At 69.6% G+C, this 15,513-nt stretch carries 13 protein-coding genes; 5 read left to right on the forward strand and 8 right to left on the reverse strand.

Annotation, left to right across the window (positions count from 1 at the left end):
- The 4 genes from ACMXGY_RS18815 to ACMXGY_RS18830 all read right to left on the reverse strand — a co-directional run bounded on the left by ACMXGY_RS18815 (window position 1) and on the right by ACMXGY_RS18830 (window position 4,182).
- The gene (locus ACMXGY_RS18815; protein WP_483774487.1) at window positions 1-747 is read right to left on the reverse strand and encodes a glycerophosphodiester phosphodiesterase; all 747 of its coding nucleotides are present in this window, start codon (window positions 745-747) and stop codon (window positions 1-3) included.
- On the reverse strand, window positions 744-2,147 hold the full coding sequence (locus ACMXGY_RS18820) for an ABC transporter substrate-binding protein (protein WP_483774488.1): 1,404 nt from the start codon (window positions 2,145-2,147) through the stop codon (window positions 744-746). Before ACMXGY_RS18820 ends, ACMXGY_RS18815 begins: the two co-directional genes overlap by 4 nt.
- Before the next feature lie 116 nt (window positions 2,148-2,263).
- Complete coding sequence (locus ACMXGY_RS18825) at window positions 2,264-3,202, reverse strand: carbohydrate ABC transporter permease (RefSeq protein ID WP_483774489.1); 939 nt, start codon at window positions 3,200-3,202, stop codon at window positions 2,264-2,266.
- Window positions 3,199-4,182 (reverse strand): carbohydrate ABC transporter permease, encoded by a 984-nt coding sequence (locus ACMXGY_RS18830; protein ID WP_483774490.1) that lies wholly within the window; start codon window positions 4,180-4,182, stop codon window positions 3,199-3,201. Before ACMXGY_RS18830 ends, ACMXGY_RS18825 begins: the two co-directional genes overlap by 4 nt.
- Before the next feature lie 431 nt (window positions 4,183-4,613).
- Here ACMXGY_RS18830 and ACMXGY_RS18835 point away from each other — a divergent pair, with 431 nt between their 5' ends.
- Together ACMXGY_RS18835 and ACMXGY_RS18840 are read left to right on the forward strand one after the other, a co-directional pair.
- On the forward strand, window positions 4,614-5,174 hold the full coding sequence (locus tag ACMXGY_RS18835) for a DUF6318 family protein (RefSeq protein ID WP_483774491.1): 561 nt from the start codon (window positions 4,614-4,616) through the stop codon (window positions 5,172-5,174).
- A gap of 22 nt (window positions 5,175-5,196) precedes the next feature.
- On the forward strand, window positions 5,197-6,129 hold the full coding sequence (locus tag ACMXGY_RS18840) for a hypothetical protein (RefSeq protein ID WP_483774492.1): 933 nt from the start codon (window positions 5,197-5,199) through the stop codon (window positions 6,127-6,129).
- A gap of 110 nt (window positions 6,130-6,239) precedes the next feature.
- Here the strand turns inward: ACMXGY_RS18840 and ACMXGY_RS18845 are convergent, their stop codons facing one another.
- Both ACMXGY_RS18845 and ACMXGY_RS18850 read right to left on the reverse strand, forming a co-directional pair.
- Window positions 6,240-6,608 carry a DUF6199 family natural product biosynthesis protein gene (locus ACMXGY_RS18845; RefSeq protein WP_483774493.1) on the reverse strand — a complete coding sequence of 123 codons (369 nt, stop codon included), beginning with the start codon at window positions 6,606-6,608 and terminating at the stop codon, window positions 6,240-6,242.
- 105 nt (window positions 6,609-6,713) lie between these two features.
- Entirely contained in the window at window positions 6,714-8,909 is a 2,196-nt protein-coding gene (locus ACMXGY_RS18850) for a family 43 glycosylhydrolase (protein WP_483774494.1), read from the reverse strand.
- A gap of 214 nt (window positions 8,910-9,123) precedes the next feature.
- On the opposite strand from ACMXGY_RS18850, the gene ACMXGY_RS18855 reads away from it, so the two are divergent.
- The 3 genes from ACMXGY_RS18855 (at window position 9,124) to ACMXGY_RS18865 (ending at window position 13,403) form a co-directional block, all read left to right on the forward strand.
- Window positions 9,124-10,323, forward strand: coding sequence for an FAD-dependent monooxygenase (locus tag ACMXGY_RS18855; protein ID WP_483774495.1), 1,200 nt, complete (start codon window positions 9,124-9,126; stop codon window positions 10,321-10,323).
- 47 nt (window positions 10,324-10,370) lie between these two features.
- On the forward strand, window positions 10,371-11,024 hold the full coding sequence (locus tag ACMXGY_RS18860) for a response regulator (RefSeq protein WP_483774496.1): 654 nt from the start codon (window positions 10,371-10,373) through the stop codon (window positions 11,022-11,024).
- A gap of 357 nt (window positions 11,025-11,381) precedes the next feature.
- Entirely contained in the window at window positions 11,382-13,403 is a 2,022-nt protein-coding gene (locus ACMXGY_RS18865) for a DUF262 domain-containing protein (RefSeq protein WP_483774497.1), read from the forward strand.
- 473 nt (window positions 13,404-13,876) lie between these two features.
- Here the strand turns inward: ACMXGY_RS18865 and ACMXGY_RS18870 are convergent, their stop codons facing one another.
- Complete coding sequence (locus tag ACMXGY_RS18870; RefSeq protein ID WP_483774498.1) at window positions 13,877-14,857, reverse strand: hypothetical protein; 981 nt, start codon at window positions 14,855-14,857, stop codon at window positions 13,877-13,879.
- A gap of 48 nt (window positions 14,858-14,905) precedes the next feature.
- Window positions 14,906-15,445, reverse strand: coding sequence for a hypothetical protein (locus tag ACMXGY_RS18875; protein WP_483774499.1), 540 nt, complete (start codon window positions 15,443-15,445; stop codon window positions 14,906-14,908).
- Window positions 15,446-15,513 lie beyond the last annotated feature (68 nt).

The raw sequence follows: 15,513 nt of genomic DNA on the forward strand, positions 1-15,513 counted from the left end.
TCAGACGCCCCGGGCGGCGAGCCACCCCGCGAGGCGGTCCGGGCGGTCGGTGATGATGCCGTCGACGCCCAGGGCTGCCGCGGCCGCCCAGTGCTCGGGCTCGTTGAGCGTCCACACCGAGACCTCGCGGCCGTCGTCGTGGAGGCGGTGGACGAGTCCTGGGTCCTCGAGGAGCAGCGTGCCGATCGGGTTGCACGTGACGACGTCGAGCTTGTCGGCCCAGGCGAGCACGTCGTCGTCGAGCGAGGCGACCAGGAGCCCTCGGCGCAGGCCGGGGTCGGCGTCGCGCAGGGCGGCGACGGTCTCGGGCCAGAAGCTCTGCCCGAGGACGCGGTCCGTGAGGCCCGCGAACCGCAGCGGCCCGGTCACGCGCCGCACCTGCTCGACGGTCCACGAGCCCTTGAGCTCGAGCAGCAGCTCGATGCCCGGCCGCCGCTCGAGCAGGCCGATCACCTCGGCGAACGTCGGGACGCGCTGCCCCGCGAACGCGGGCGAGAACCACGACCCCGCGTCGAGGGCCCGGACCGCCGCCCGGTCGAGGCGCGCGACGGTCCCGCTGCCCGACGTCGTCGCGTCGACGGTGTCGTCGTGGATGACGACGACCTCGCCGTCGGCCGTGAGCTGCACGTCGAGCTCGATCGCGTCGGCGCCGGCGCGCCACGCCGCCTCGAACGCGGCGAGCGTGTTCTGCGGCGCGACCGAGCTGTTGCCGCGGTGCGCGATCACCCGCGGCCGTGCGCCGGTCACAGGTACGGCTCCACGTTCTCGGTGTACGCCGTCTCGATGCGCGGCGTGACCGACTCGAACGCCGTCGCGGGGTCGACGCCCTCGATGACGATCTGCTCGATCGCCTCGTTGAGCAGCGCGTCGGCGCCGGGGACGAACACGCGGACGTCGTCCTGGATGCGGGCCTTGTCGGCGAGCTGGTCGACGGCGGTGCGGAACTGCGGCGTCGCCTCGTAGATCGCCTTCATGGTGTCGGACTCGACGGCCGACGTGCGCACGGGCATGTAGCCGGTGTTCTGCGAGAAGTACGCCGTGTTCTCGGTGTTCGTGAGGAACGCGAGGAACATCGCCGCGGCGAGCTGCTCCTCGGGCGACTTGGACGACGGGATCGCGAGACCCGTGCCACCGGTCGGGGTGCCGCCGCCCGCGGGGCCGTCGGGCAGGTAGGCCGTGCCGACCTCGAACGTGGCGGCGTCGAGCGCACCCTTGAGCGAGCCGGTCGAGCCGATCGTCGAGGCGATGAGGCCCGACGAGAAGTCGACCATCGCGTCGTCGGCGGAGAGCGTCGCGACGCCCTTCTCGTGGAACAGGTCGTGGAGGAACTGGCCGCCCGCGAGCGACTCCTCGCTGTCGAGCGTGAGTTCGAAGCCGTCGGAGTACGCCCCGCCCTGGCCCCAGATCATGTTCTCGAACCACCACGCGCCCCACGACGGGCCGGTGGACAGGCCGAACGTCGAGCCGTTCGCCGGCACGAGCGGCTTGAGGGACGCGTCCCACTGCTCGAGCTCGTCCCACGTCTCCGGGCCGCGGTCGGGCAGACCGGCCGCCGTCCACAGGTCCTTGTTGTAGTAGAACAGCGGCGTCGAGCGCGCGTAGGGCACGGCCCAGTGCTGGTCCTCGTACTCGTAGTCCGCGTAGAGCGCGGGCTGGTAGTCGTCGGCGTCGGCCTCGACGAACTCGAGGACCTCGTCGAGCGGCATGATCTGGTCGTTGAGGTGGTAGCGGAACCACCACACGTCGGACGCGATGACGACGTCGGGCAGCTCGTCGGTCTGCGACGCGGCCTGGAAGCGCTGGGCGACCTCGTCGTAGTTCGCGCCGGCCGTGACGAGCTCGACCGAGATGCCGGACTCCTCCTCGAAGCGGTCGATGAGCTCCTGCTCGATCTCCTGGGACGTGCCCGGGTGGTTGCTCCACCAGGTGATCTCGGACGCGGGCTCGACGGTCGACCAGTCGACGGCCTCCGCCGTCTCCTCGTCGCCCGCGGTGCCGGCGCCGTCGGCACCGGCGACGCTCGGGCCGGCGCACGCGGTGATCGTGAGCGCGGCGACCGCGGTCAGGGCGGTGGCGGCGGCGCGGGCCCGACGGCGGCGCGCGGGCCGTCCGACGGGTGCGGTGAGGCGGTGAGACACAGGGGACACAGGTGCTCCTTCAGGTCGTGCACCGGGTCTCGGTGCGCTTCGGGGAACCCGGCCGCGCGAGGCGGGCCGGGGAGTCTGGGGGCGAGCGCCGGGGTGCGCGACGACGCCGGGCTGGGTCAGCCCGTGACCGCACCGGCCGTGAGGCCGGCGACGAGGCGGCGCTGCAGGACGAGGAAGACGACGAGGATCGGCAGCGTGACGACGACCGTCGCGGCGAGCAGCACGCCCCAGTTCGTCATGCCGTCGGTGTTCTGCAGCAGGGTCAGGCCGACGGGGAGCGTCATCTTGTCCGGGCGGTCGATGACGAGGAACGGCCACAGGTAGTCGTTCCACTCCGTCACGACGGACACGAGCGCGACCGCCGCGAGCGTCGGCGTGCTCATCGGCACGACGAACCGCCAGAGCCTGCGCCAGTGGCCCGCGCCGTCGAGCTCGGCGGCCTCGAGGATGGAGCGCGGGAGGGTGAGGAAGTGCTGGCGGAACAGGAAGGTCCCGAACGCGCTCGCCAGGCCCGGCACGAGGATGCCCTGATAGGTGTTGAGCCACCCGAGGCTCGCGACGAGCGTGTAGTTGGGGATGATCGTGATCTGCGGCGGGATCATGAGCGTCGCGATGACGAGCCCGAACACGACCTTCTTGAACGGGAAGTCGAGGAACACCAGCGCGTAGGCGCACGTCAGACCGAGCGCGACCTTGAGCCCCGCGCCGACGACGGTGATCCCGACGCTGTTCGCCAGCAGCCGCCCGAGCGGGATCGAGTCCGCGGCCTGGGCGTAGTTGTCGAGGTTCAGGCTGCCCGGGAGCCACTGCAGCGGGACCGTGTAGAGCTCCGCGGGCGTCTTCAGGCTCGCGAGCACCATCCACAGGAGCGGCGCGCCGAGCACGACGGTCGCGAGGACCAGGGCGAGGTACCCGCCGGGCTGGAGCCTGCGCCGTCGGGCACGGGGACCGCCGACGGCGCGTGGGCCGCCGGAACGCGGACCCCGGGCGAGGGCGGCCGGCGTGGCGGGCGCGGTGTCGGGGCGCCCGGTCGTGGTGGGCGCGACGGCGCTCATGCGTAGTGGACCTTCCGCTGGACGAAGCGCATCTGCACGGCCGTGACCGCGAGCAGGACGAGGAAGAGGACCGTGGCGACCGCCGACGCGTACCCGGCGCGGCCGTTGACGAAGCTCTCCTCGTAGATCGAGTACATGAGCGTCGTGGTGGACCCGAGCGGCCCGCCCTGGGTCATCGCCTTGATGATGTCGAACGACTGCAGCGACGCGAGGAGCATCGTCACGACGAGGAAGAACGTCGTCGGCGTGAGCAGGGGCAGCACGATCGAGCGCAGGGTCCGCGCCGGCGACGCGCCGTCGATCGCGGCCGCGTCCCGCAGGTCCTGCGGGACCGACTGCAGGCCCGCCAGGTAGATGAGCGCGACGTACCCGAGGTTCTTCCACAGGTAGACCACGACGATCATGACGAGCGGCCACGGGCGCTCGGTGTACCACTGCGGCGACGCGACGCCGACCCAGCCGAGCAGCTCCTGGACCAGCCCGTAGCGGGGGTCGAACATGAACAGCCACAGGATGCCGACCGCGAAGCCCGACAGCACGTACGGCGCGAACGCGACCGTGCGGGCGACCCCGCGGCCGCGGAGCTTGCGGTTGAGCAGCAGCGCGAGGGCCAGGCCGAGGACCATCGCGCCGCCGACGGTCGCGAGCGTGAAGACGAGCGTCGTCATGACGATCCGGCCCGTCGTCGGCGCGGTGAACCACTCGACGTAGTTGCCGAACCCGACCTGGCGCGCGACCGGAGAACCGAGGTTCCACTGCAGCGTCGAGAGGTAGAAGCTCTGCAGCAGCGGGCGGTACACGAACACGAGCAGCAGCACGAGGTTCGGGCCCGCGAGGAGCAGGGCCCACAGCAGGTTGCGGCGCCTGGTGCGTGCGGCGCGGCGGCTGCGGTGCAGCGCCTGGTGGGCCGGGGGTGGGGCGTCCTCGCGGGGTGGAGCACCCGCGGCGCCCGGCGCCCTCGGGGTCACGACGGTGGTCACAGCGCAGTCCGCTCGTCCGGGGATGAAGTGGTCGGCCGCGCGTTGTCGGGGAAGCTCCGAAGGTCGCTCCTCCGCGCCGCAGCCACTCGGAGCATAGGAAGTAGGAGTGGGGCTTATAGGCGTATTTGTCCGGGAGCCGATCCAGCCTTCCGGGAACGTTCACCTGCCCGCATCGCGCCCGTCACCGGGGTAGACGAGACGCCGCCTCCTGGACATGTCGGACCGGGTTGTCCACAGAACGGGACGAGAGGTTCCGTCGAGCGGGGTCGCTTCGCTAGGTTCTGGGGCAGTTCGTGCGACGGCGCCGGTGACACCCGCGGTCCGCTGTCGCTCGTCATCGACCTGCAGGGGGTCCCGTGAGTCGTCCCGCCCGTGTGCTGTCCCATGCCCGTGCCCGACGGCGGTCGGTCGCCGTAGGTGCCGTCGTCGCCGTGGGGCTGGTGGTCGCCGGCTGCACCGGCGGCGCCGAACCCGACCCGTCGCCGTCGGTCGAAGAACCGGAGTCGCCGTCGCCGACCGAGACACCCGAACCGGAGCCGACCGAGTCCGGCCCGGTGAAGCCCAAGCGTCCGGCGGCGATGGACCGCGACGACGCCGAGGGCGCCGCCGCCGCGGCGGAGTACTTTCTCGAGCTCTACCCGTACGTCATGACAACAAGCGACACGGCGGATTGGGTAGCCATGTCCCATGCCGAGTGCGGCTACTGCTCCGACGCGCTAGCAAGCGCGTCATGGCTGAGCGAGAACAATGCGGCGTTCTCGGGCGGTGGGACCTCGGTCGAAATCCTTGACTCCTACGGACGCGACGCCGAGACCGGGATCTACCCGATGGATGTCAGATCGATTCAAGAGGCGATCTCCATCGTCGGCAAGGACGGGGCCGTCGTGGAAGACGTCCCTCGGAGTGAGTCGACATTCCGCGTCGAGGTTGGACGCAACACAGGCGCATGGGTCGTCGTCGAGGTTGCGCCGACGCCCGAGACGGGAGCCTGACGTGGCCCGACCTCGCCTTGCTATGAGCTTCGCACCCGTCATCGTCGCCATGTTCATTCTGACTGGCCCGGCCGCGGCATCAGCTCTCCACGAAGCGACACCACCGTTGGCTACCGCCCAGCAGGCGACGTCCCCTGGCTTTGGACAGGACAGCCACGCGCGCGATCAGAACGTCACTCTCGAGATCTGGCAACGCACCATCGGAGGCGTGTCCGTCGAGACCGGCGCCGATGATGGGCCTGCGACTGAGAGGTACTTTCGGGCCGAGCAGACGACGTGCTCGTTATTCCATGGGCTCGACGACCCGACTTCTGACCTGTCCGGACGATGCGCTGACTGGGAACGACTCCAAGCTGAGAACCTTGAGTGCGACGCCAACTCGTACTACCTCGGCGCCCTGTACCGCCAGACCCGCGAGATCGGTGCCGACGGCACCCCCGGCGACTGGTCGGCCACCGGTGACCCCGTCGCCGACCAGTCCTGTGTCACGCCCGCCGACCTTGCCGCCGAGGCCGAACGCGCTCTCGCCACGTTGACCCTCACGCCGTCACCGATCGTGGTGCAGCCCCCGGACGGGTGGACGCTGGTCAACGTCCCCACCATCACCTACACCGAACCCGGCGAGCAGATCCTGGACACGACCCTGCTCGGCATCCCGGTCCAGATACGCGCCGTCCCGGACACCTACACCTGGGACTACGGCGACGGCACCGATCCCCTCGTCACCACCGACCCGGGTGCGGCGTACCCGCACGAGACCGTCGCGCACACCTACGACCAACCCGCCGACGCCGTCAACATCACGCTCACCACCACGTGGACCGGCCAGTTCCGCATCACCGGCACCCCGACCTGGACCGACGTCACCGGCACCGCGAACACCGCGACCACCGCCGACCCGCTCCAGGTCTACGAGGCCCGCTCCCGCCTCGTCACCGACAACCTCGACGACTGACCCGCGTGGGACTGGCCATCGGTCTCTGCCGGGACCGCGAGGTAGAACCCTGGTCCTCGACCAGGGTTCTACCTCGCGCCACCAGGGTTCTACCTCGGCCGACCAGGGTTCTACCTCGATCGATCACGGTTCCATGTCGCGTGACCATGGCTGCTCGCGGTGAGGGCGTGGATTCCGTCCTGCGCAGCGCCATCGCACCGGTGTGCCGCATCGCTTGAGAGCCGCACTCCGGCTGCCGACGCCTCGCCCGCGCCTTCGCTGCTGTCGGAGAGCAGCGGCACCACGATGATGACCAGACCGACGAGGACGAGGACGGCTCCCCACGCGCGCAGCAGCAGCAGGTAGGCCCGGCTCGGCCGCCCGTCCTTGTCGCGCTGCCAACGCCGCCAAGGACGACCCCGGCGGAACGCGTGGGAGCCGGGAGCGATCACCATCCAGGCGCCCGCTGCGACGACGACGATCCCCAGGACGATGGCCATGCTGGGACCGTACTGTCCGAGCGGTCCCCTCGTCGCCCGGTCCGTCGAGCGACTCGTGGCGCCGCCCATCGGCCGGGCGGCGCCACGAGTCGTTTCCGGCCTACGTCACGCGCAGTTGAGCGCGTCGTACGCGGCCGTCACCTCCGTCGTCGTGCCGGCGACGTCCGTGACGACGACGAGCGCCTCGCCCGCCTCGAGCGCGCCACCGCGCACCTTGAACGACTGGTAGGCGTTCTTGCCGGGCTCGACCTGGGCGAACGACCGCTCGCCGTGCTCGGTCCGCAGGGCGATCGCGACCGTCTCGTCGCCGTCGTTCGCCGCGCGCACCGCGAGATACGGGGTGCCGCCGAGGCAGCGCGGCTGGGCCGTGACCGTGACCTGCGGGTCGACGGGCGGCACCTCGGCCGGGTAGACGTCGAGCGCGTCGAGCTCGGTGTACCAGGTGAGCTTGGTCAGCGCGACGGTGTTCCAGCCCTCCTGGAGCTCGACCTCGTGCACCACCGACTGCCAGTTCCCCCACGTGGTGTGCGGGAAGCTGACGACGCCGGCGTCCTCGCCGTTCACCGTGACGGTGCTCGACGAGGCCAGCGTGTAGCCGCCGCGCTCGGACCCGTTGGCGAACCGGACCCCGAGCGCGTACGGCCCGGCGTCCTCGGCGAAGACCTGGAGCGCGACCGAGCTGTCGAGGAAGTCGAGCCCGCCCACCTTCTCCCCGCCGGACGCGCCCGCCGCGGTCCCGACCGAGCCGCGCGTGATGACGCCGTCCTCGAACTCGTACCGCGTCGCGTCGGACGGGATCACGGGCGGCGCGATCGGCCGCGGGTCGCGCGTCGCCGGGTAGACGTCGAACGCGTCGAGCTCGGTGAAGAACGTCGCGCGGGTCAGCGTGATCGTGTTGGTGCCCGCGACGAGGTCGACCAGGTGCTCGGACGTCTGCCAGTTGCCCCACGTGGTGTGCGGGAAGACGACGGTCTCCGCGTCCTGGCCGTTGACGGCCAGCGTGCCCGTGGACGGGACGCGCGTCGACCCGTCCTGGGAGCCGTTCGCGAACCGGATGCCCAGCAGAGCGGGGCCGGCCTCGTCGGCGTGCACCTCGACCGTCACGGACGAGTCGGCGAAGTCCAGGCCGCCGACCTTCGCCCCGCCGGACGCGCCGCCGTCGGGCACGACGCGCGCGTTGGCCACAACGCCCTCCTCCGCCTGGTAGCGGTCGGAGGCCTGCGGGACGAACGGGACGCCGTCGGCCGTCCACTCGAGGTCCGCGACGTACATCGCGCGGTACGTGAAGGCCGTGTTCCAGCCGTGGAAGACGATCGCGTCGCTCCCGTCGGGCGCGGTGACGATGTCCTGCCCGCCCGGGCCGCGCACGTCGCCCTGGAAGCGGTCGCTCGTGAGGAGCTCGGTCGTGGCCTTGGTCCACGGGCCGGCGAGGCTCGACGCCGTCGCGTACGCCGTGCGGTAGGCACCGCCGTAGAAGTCGTTCGCCGAGTAGAAGAGGTAGTAGGTGCCGTCGCGCTGGACGATCGTCGGCGCCTCGACGACGCGGCCCTCGAAGGCCTTGTCCACGCGGATGAGCTCGACGGGCGGGCCGGTGAGCGTGGTGCCGTCGGACGAGAGCGGCTGCGCGAAGATGATCGCCGTCATGCCGGTGCAGCAGTTCCCGTCGGCCTTCCACAGCAGGTAGAGCTGGTCGCCGTCGCGGAACGTGCCGGCGTCGATCGCGCCACCCATGTCCTGCGTGCCGTCCTCGCCGTTGGGGCAGACGAACGGGTCGTCACCGACGGGCTCGAATGGGCCCTCCGGGGTGTCGGACAGCGCGACGCCGATGCACTGGCGCGGGGTCGTCGCGTCGCGGGCCGTGTAGTAGAGCGCGTAGCCGCGCTCGACCTCGGCGACCTCCGGCGCCCAGACGCAGCGGTCCGTCGCGCCGCCCGGGGAGAACGTGCACGTCTCGCTCACCCAGGCGCCGAGGTCCGGGGCGACGTCGGTCGGGTCGCTCCACGACACGAGGTCCGTCGACGTGCGGTGCTGCACGTTCTGGCCCTCGTGGTTCGTCGCGTAGGCGTGGTAGACGCCGTCGACGAGCAGGATGTCCGGGTCGGGGAAGTTCTCGTCGACGACCGGGGAGATCGTCGGTGCAGGGTCGGCCGCTGCTGGGCTCGCGGGCGCGGCGGTCGCGGATGCCGACGTCGCGGGCGCCGCGGTCGCGGCAGCGGATCCGGCGACCGTCAGCCCGAGCGCGAGCAGCGCGCTCGTGACAGCGGTGGCACGCGACCGCAGTGGTGACAGGGGTGGCTTCATGGGTGGGTGTCCTCTCGGCGGTGAGGGGGCAAGAACCCCGGACGACGTCGACCTCGGGGCTCCCTAGTGTCTCGGCCCACTCCACACAAGTCAACAACTTCCCGCAAGACTGAACACGTACCCTCATCGCGTGATTACCCCCTCCCCGGGGACACCGCGTCCGCACCCGTCCCGGTAGCGTCGCGACCGTGGACACATCCAGTGGGAGCGGTCGATGAGCGGGCGGGCGGTCGTCGTGGGCGGCGGGATCGGAGGGCTCGCGTCGGGCGTCGCGCTCTCGCGCGCAGGGTGGGACGTCACGGTGCTGGAGCGCGCGCCGTCGCTCGAGCCCGTGGGTGCCGGGATCGCCGTCGCGCCCAACGCGGTGCGAGCCCTCGTCGCCCTCGGGCTCGGCGACCGGCTGCGCGACCTCGCCGGGCTGCAGGGCGAGGTCGGGCTCCGGCGACCGGACGGGCGGTGGCTCGTGCGCGCGAACGCCGACGAGGCGAGCGCCCGGTTCGGCGACGACCAGACCCTCGTCCTGCACCGCGCGCAGCTCGTCGGCATGCTCGCCGACGCCCTGCCCGACGGCGCGCTGCGGCTCGGCGTGGACGCCGCCGTCGTGGACCCCGGCGACGCGGGGCGACCCGCACGCGTGCGGGTGCGGGACGTCGCCCACTCCTCGCGAGGGGGCGAGGAGATGGAGGTGGCACTCGTCGTCGCGGCGGACGGCATCGACTCACCGACGCGTGCGCGCTGGTGGCCCGAGGCGCCGAAGCCGGTTTCGGGCGGTTCGACGGCGTGGCGGCTCGTCGCGCCCGCGCCCGTGGGTGTCGTCGGGAGCGAGACCTGGGGGCGCGGGATCGTCGTGGGGATCGTGCCGCTCGCCGACGGGCGCGTGTACTCCTACGTGTCCGTCGCGGACGCGGCCGGGGTGCCGGCGTCGTTCGCGGAGCTGCGCGAGCGGCTCGCGGACTGGCACGAGCCGATCCCGTCGCTCCTCGCGTCGGTGGACCCGGCTCAGGTGCTGTGCCACGAGCTGCGGCAGCTGCCCGCTCCCCCGGCGTCGCTCGCGACGGGGCGCGTCGTGCTCGTCGGGGACGCGGCGCACGCGATGCTGCCGAACGTCGGGCAGGGCGGGTGTCAGGCGCTCGAGGACGCGGTGGTGCTGGGCGTGCGGATGGGTGCCGTTGCCGGTGCTGGATCCGCTGCTGCGAGCGTGCCCCAGGCGCTGCGCCGGTGGTCCGCAGAGCGGCGGCCGCGCGTCGTGAAGGTCATGAAGATGTCGGCGCTGATGGCCGGGATGTCCCGGTCGACGTCCCCAGTCGCGACGGCGATGCGCGACGCCGGCGCGCGGCTCGCCGGGCCGTGGAGCGCGGCGCTGGGATCGTGGGCGCTGCGCGGAGTGCTCAGCTGGCTGCCTCCCGAGGTATGACGGGTCTTCTGCCGGGTGACGTGGGCGGACGCCGCTAGGTTCGAGGCGTGATCAGGGTGCTGGTCGTCGGCGACGACCCGACGGTGCGACGGCTGCTGCGGGTAATCCTTCGGCCGGACGACATCGAGGTGGTCGCCGAGGCGTCCGACGGCGACGAGGTGGTGACGGCGGTCCAGGCCCATCACCCGGACGTCGTGCTCATGGACCTGCGGATGCCGCGAGTCGACGGGGTCGTCGCAACCCGGGCTGTCCTGGCTCTCACGGATCCTCCCGGAATCATCGTCATGACGTCGTTCGACACCGAGTCGGTCATCCTGGACGCGGTGCACGCCGGCGCCTCAGGCTTCCTCGCCAAGGACGCGTCGCCAGACGAGATCATGTCGGCGGTCCGCGCCGTTGCTGCTGGCGAAGGCGCACTGTCGCCACGAGCCGCGCGGACGGTGATGGCGCAGGTCAGCGCAGCCCCTGGTGCGGTGGGACGCCGCGAGGCGACGGAGAAGCTCGCGACGCTCACGGAACGCGAGCTCGAGGTCGCGCGGCTCGTCGCGCAGGGCCTGTCCAACCCCGAGATCGCGCAGCGGCTGTTCCTCGGCGAAGCGACCGTGAAGACTCACCTCTCTGCGGCGAGCACGAAGCTCGGTGTCACGAACCGCGTGCAGCTCGCCGTCGTCGTGACGCAGTCGGCGTCCGGCGACGCGTAAACGCCGCTTCCCTGCCCGTCATGCCCCCTGCGAGAGCCCCTCGCCGAGCGCTGCACCGGCGCCGCCTCAAACACGCTCATCCGCCCGGTAAAGACCGACGCCCGCCAATGTGATGACGATCGGCGCGCCCCTCGACCTCAAGAGCGGTTCGAGCAATCCGCCATTTTACGACGCTGCCCGCCCGCAGACTGGCGCACCTGCGTACTGCGGAGGCGGTAATCCACGGGTCAACGTGTACGTCCCTGCCTCCAATTCACCCCGTTGCCCTCTTGACGCGCTGGACCACCTCGGTGAAGCTGGGCCGTCGAGACGCGGCCGCATGAGAAGGAGCAGACCATCAAGGGCACCGAGAACAAGTTGCGAGAGATCCTCGAAGGCACCAAACAGTACGTGGTGCCCGCGTATCAGCGCGACTACGCGTGGTCGACCGGGCAGTGGAATGCACTCTGGCGGCCCGTGGAGCGTCAGTTCGATGCGCTCGTGAACGGAAACTCACTGAGCCCGTACTTCCTCGGTAGCCTCGTAATCAACGCTCAGGCGGACTCGTCCGCCTCCTCTGATGAACAGCCGAAGCGTTGGGACGTCATCGACGGTCAGCAGCGGCTGACAACCATCGTCATCCTTCTTGCCGCTCTACGCGACGCGACCGTCTCCGCTGTCCTGAGGGAGGGGATCGACGAACAAATCCTAAGGAACAAGTACGCGAGCGGCGACGGCCGCCTGAAGATCCTGCCAAAGGCCGCTGACGCCGAAGGGATGCGCGACCTCCTCGTCGACGGAGGAGAGGGGGGTACTGGCCGAATTCATGTCGCGTACCTCTGGATGCGAGACAGGGTAGGCCGCCTGCTCGACGTCCATGGCTCCGCCGCTGCCAGTCAGCTTCGACAGGCAATTCTCGACGGTCTACTCGTCGTCAAGATCGAGGTTGGCGAGGGCGACAACCCACACCGCATCTTTCAGACGCTCAACAGCACGGGAGTGGGCCTCTCCGAGGTCGACAAGCTGCGAAGCCATTTTTTTATGTTGCTTCCGGACAGCCACGAAGACGCCCATCATACCTATTGGCGTCCGATGGAGGACGCACTCGGGCGCAGCTTCGGTCGCTTCCTGTGGGTCGACCTCGTGAGCCGCGGGAACGGGCTTGAGCAGGTAAAGACCGAAGCTGTCTATGAGCACTGGCAGCAGATCTTGCAAGACGTCGAACACTCGGAGACCGAAGTCACCGCGACGCTAAAGGATTTGCATCGCCGACACAAGATATTTCTCGCTGCGACGGCACCCCACGAGGAGAACCTTCTCACGATACCTCTGCGCCGCTTGACCGAGTGGAGCTCGAATGTCCATCAGCCACTGACCCATCACCTCTTGGTACGTCATGCGGTCGGGGAACTGAGCGAAGTCGACCTCCGTCAATGCCTAGCTCTCGTAGAATCGTTTCTCGTGCGACGGATGCTCGTTGGCACGCCGACCAACAACCTCAACCGCATCTTCACGACGCTGGTGGGCCAGATTGCGTCGTTTGGCGGACCTGGAATTGCCGACGCGCTCCACCGTTTCCTCTCGGAGCCCGGCAAGTACTGGCCAAGCGACGCTGAACTGCGCGACAAGGCCGAGACGTCGCCCTTCGCCGCGTTTCAACGCGTGACGCAGCGGTATTTCGTGCTGCGAAGGCTCGAAGAGCATCGCGCCAAGGACGGCTACATCGACTGGACCTCAGCCAACTTTACTCTCGAACACTTCATGCCTCAGAAGCTCAACGCGCAGTGGTCTACGCATTTGCGCCAGTCGGGCATCAAGGACGTCGAGCACGTCCACCGGGAACTGGTGGATACAATTGGTAATTGCACGCTCACAAGCCTCAACCAAAAGCTGTCAAACTCGTTTCTAGACCGCAAGCAGGAGATCCTCTCGGGAAGCACGCTTCACCTGAACACCGAAATCTCCGAGTCCGCTGACTGGCTCCCCGACGACATCCGTCAGCGCTCTCGTCGCTTGATTGACGACGCCATCGAGATCTGGGAGGGTCCGCTCGCAGCAGTGAGCGATGCCAGTGCGCCCGACCTCTCCGCGGTTGAGGCGGCCCTCGCGGCGCTCACGGGGGCGGAGTGGACCTCTGCGAATGCTCTAGCCGAAGCATGCGAGGTCTCGTACGACGACGTCGTCGCCTATCTGGACGAAGCCCGTCCGAGCGAGCACCAGCGCGTCCTCAACCACGAAGGCGTACCCGACCCGCGCCGGGCCTGGGTGCGAGACGAGGGCCTGACGTCCATCGGCGAGCACCTGGTCGCGCTCGGCGTGCTGGCCTCAACGATTGACCTAACCGCCGACAAGAGTTTGTTCGTCGACGGGACCGCTATCGCCGAACGCGTCGGCTCCTGAAACTCAACGACCGACACCGCGAGGAGTAGGCCGCGAGCACTCGGCTCCGGTCTGCGCCCATTAGTCTTGCGCCTTTCATCGCGGCGCCTTCCGTTGTGCGGACTGATTTAAGAATTGGTGTTTGCGAACTGGGAGGTGCTTTTCAATGGTTCGAGTTCGGTCCGGGGTTGGTGGGCCTCGAGCTGAGGAGCTCAGGGGGTTCCTCGCGAGACGAGAAGTTCAAATCCGTACAGGGATGCGGTCGAACAGACTGGCGGTGTCGTGCTCGCTGAGTCGGTCCTAGTCACCGAATGAAGCACGCGGATGCACGACGAGACTCGCAGCGCAGCGCCCGCGCATCAGGCCGTGTCGGACTCGTGGTGGCGATTCGGTGCGTTCGGGGTCCCGGCAGAGCACGGGCGCCGATAGCGGCAAGAGGAGAGGCCGTCCTCGCAAACTTCAATGCCGACGTCGCGTGTTGACAGGCAATGTGATCAGCGTTCGATCACGAGCGGTCCGAGTCCCGGATGCTCCCGGAGCGCGTCCTCGCCGTGCGTGCGATAGAGCGTCATCACCGCCGCGAACGGTGCGTGGTCGCCCGTGAGGAGCAAGGGCTCAGTGGACGAGAACTGGCAGACGAGCCCCCAGCTCGCGGGCTCGGGAAACACTGCCGTCATCGCTGCGTAGTCGAACGAGAGCCATCGACCGCCCACCTGGACGAGCAGCCGGAAGTTGCTCACCACCAGCCGCGCGACACAGTGCTCACGCCACTGAGCCCGCGCCATGTTCTGGGCCGCGTTGCGCTGCGCCGCGTTCGACACAGCCGTGACGGCGAGGCCGGTGAGCACGAAGGACGGCCGCCCGTAGAAGAAGCCCGAGGTCTGCGTGTAGCTGACGTCCATGCCGTAGTACCGGGCATAGCGGATCGGCACGTCGCAGAAGAACTCTTCGTTCGGGTACCGGACGACGTCCCACACCGCCAGCGTCGGCGGAACCTCACGCTCGAGCAGCCGCCGATGAAGTTGTTGAGCATCGCTCCACGCCTTGGCCGACGTGTCTCGGCGCTGTATTTCCGCGACCTCGGACGAGTTGAACCTGCCCTTGCTCCGACGGTGGTCTCGGTAGGTGGCACTGCCCTTCACGATCGACACAACGACGAGCATTATCGGCGCGACGAAGAGACCGACGAACAGCGCCATGGCGGCGAGGATCCACCAACCCTCGAAGCTCTCGCGCTCGCTCAGGTGCGAGAGCCCGAGGACGCACGCGTAGAAGGTGATCGGCGCCAGGAGCAACGGCACGATCCACCGTGCATGCCGCCTGAACGGAGCCGCCTTAGCCATCCCGCGCGGATCATCCATCGAGGCCCCCTGCTTCCGTCGAGGATCGCTCCCCTGTGCGTCAGACACGCGCAGGCTATCCGAGCGCTCACCGGCGCGGCCTCGGGCATCCACAACGCGATCCCGCAGCTCCACGGTTCTTGTCCTCGCTCGCCGGCCCACCAAGCCGGGCGCTCCGCCCGGTCAGGCGCAGTCGTCGCAGACACCGTTCGCCGGCAGCTGCATGAAGCACGTCGGACACATGACGGCCGGACGCTCTGCGGCACCCGCGCGCACCGCACCACCCGCTGCTCGCACGAAGGTCGGCATCTCGTGTCGCTCGTAGCCGCCCCCCTCGAGCCGGACGTCGACGAACCCCCGGTTGAAGTAGGCGGCGGCCGGTCGGCCGTCGAGGTGCCCCACCCCGACGTACGACCGCGACTGCGGCGCCCAGACCTTGGTGAATGTGACCGGTCCGGCGATGTCTCGCATGAGCGGTCGGTTCTCGACGGGGAACTGCAATGCCTCGAACGCGTCGTCGAGCGACTCGTACTCCGTGCGCCCGACTCCGTGGATCTCCTTGTCGCACTCGGTGCACAGGTCCAGCTCGGCGCGGTCGCGGTCGTCGGCCTCGACGAGACCGCTCGTGTCCGCCAGATGACTGCACCCGCGGATGTGGAGCTTTCCGCGCCCCTTCGTCCGGACCAGTTCCGCGCGCGCCACGAGCTCGTCCTGCTCGTCCATGTCTCTCCTCGATCGAAGTCCGCGCGAGGCGGGCCGCTCTCCGCGACCCGCCGCGCGCCGTCGGGCAC

The sequence above is a fragment of the Cellulosimicrobium sp. G4 BAM 1002 genome, assembly GCF_057126935.1.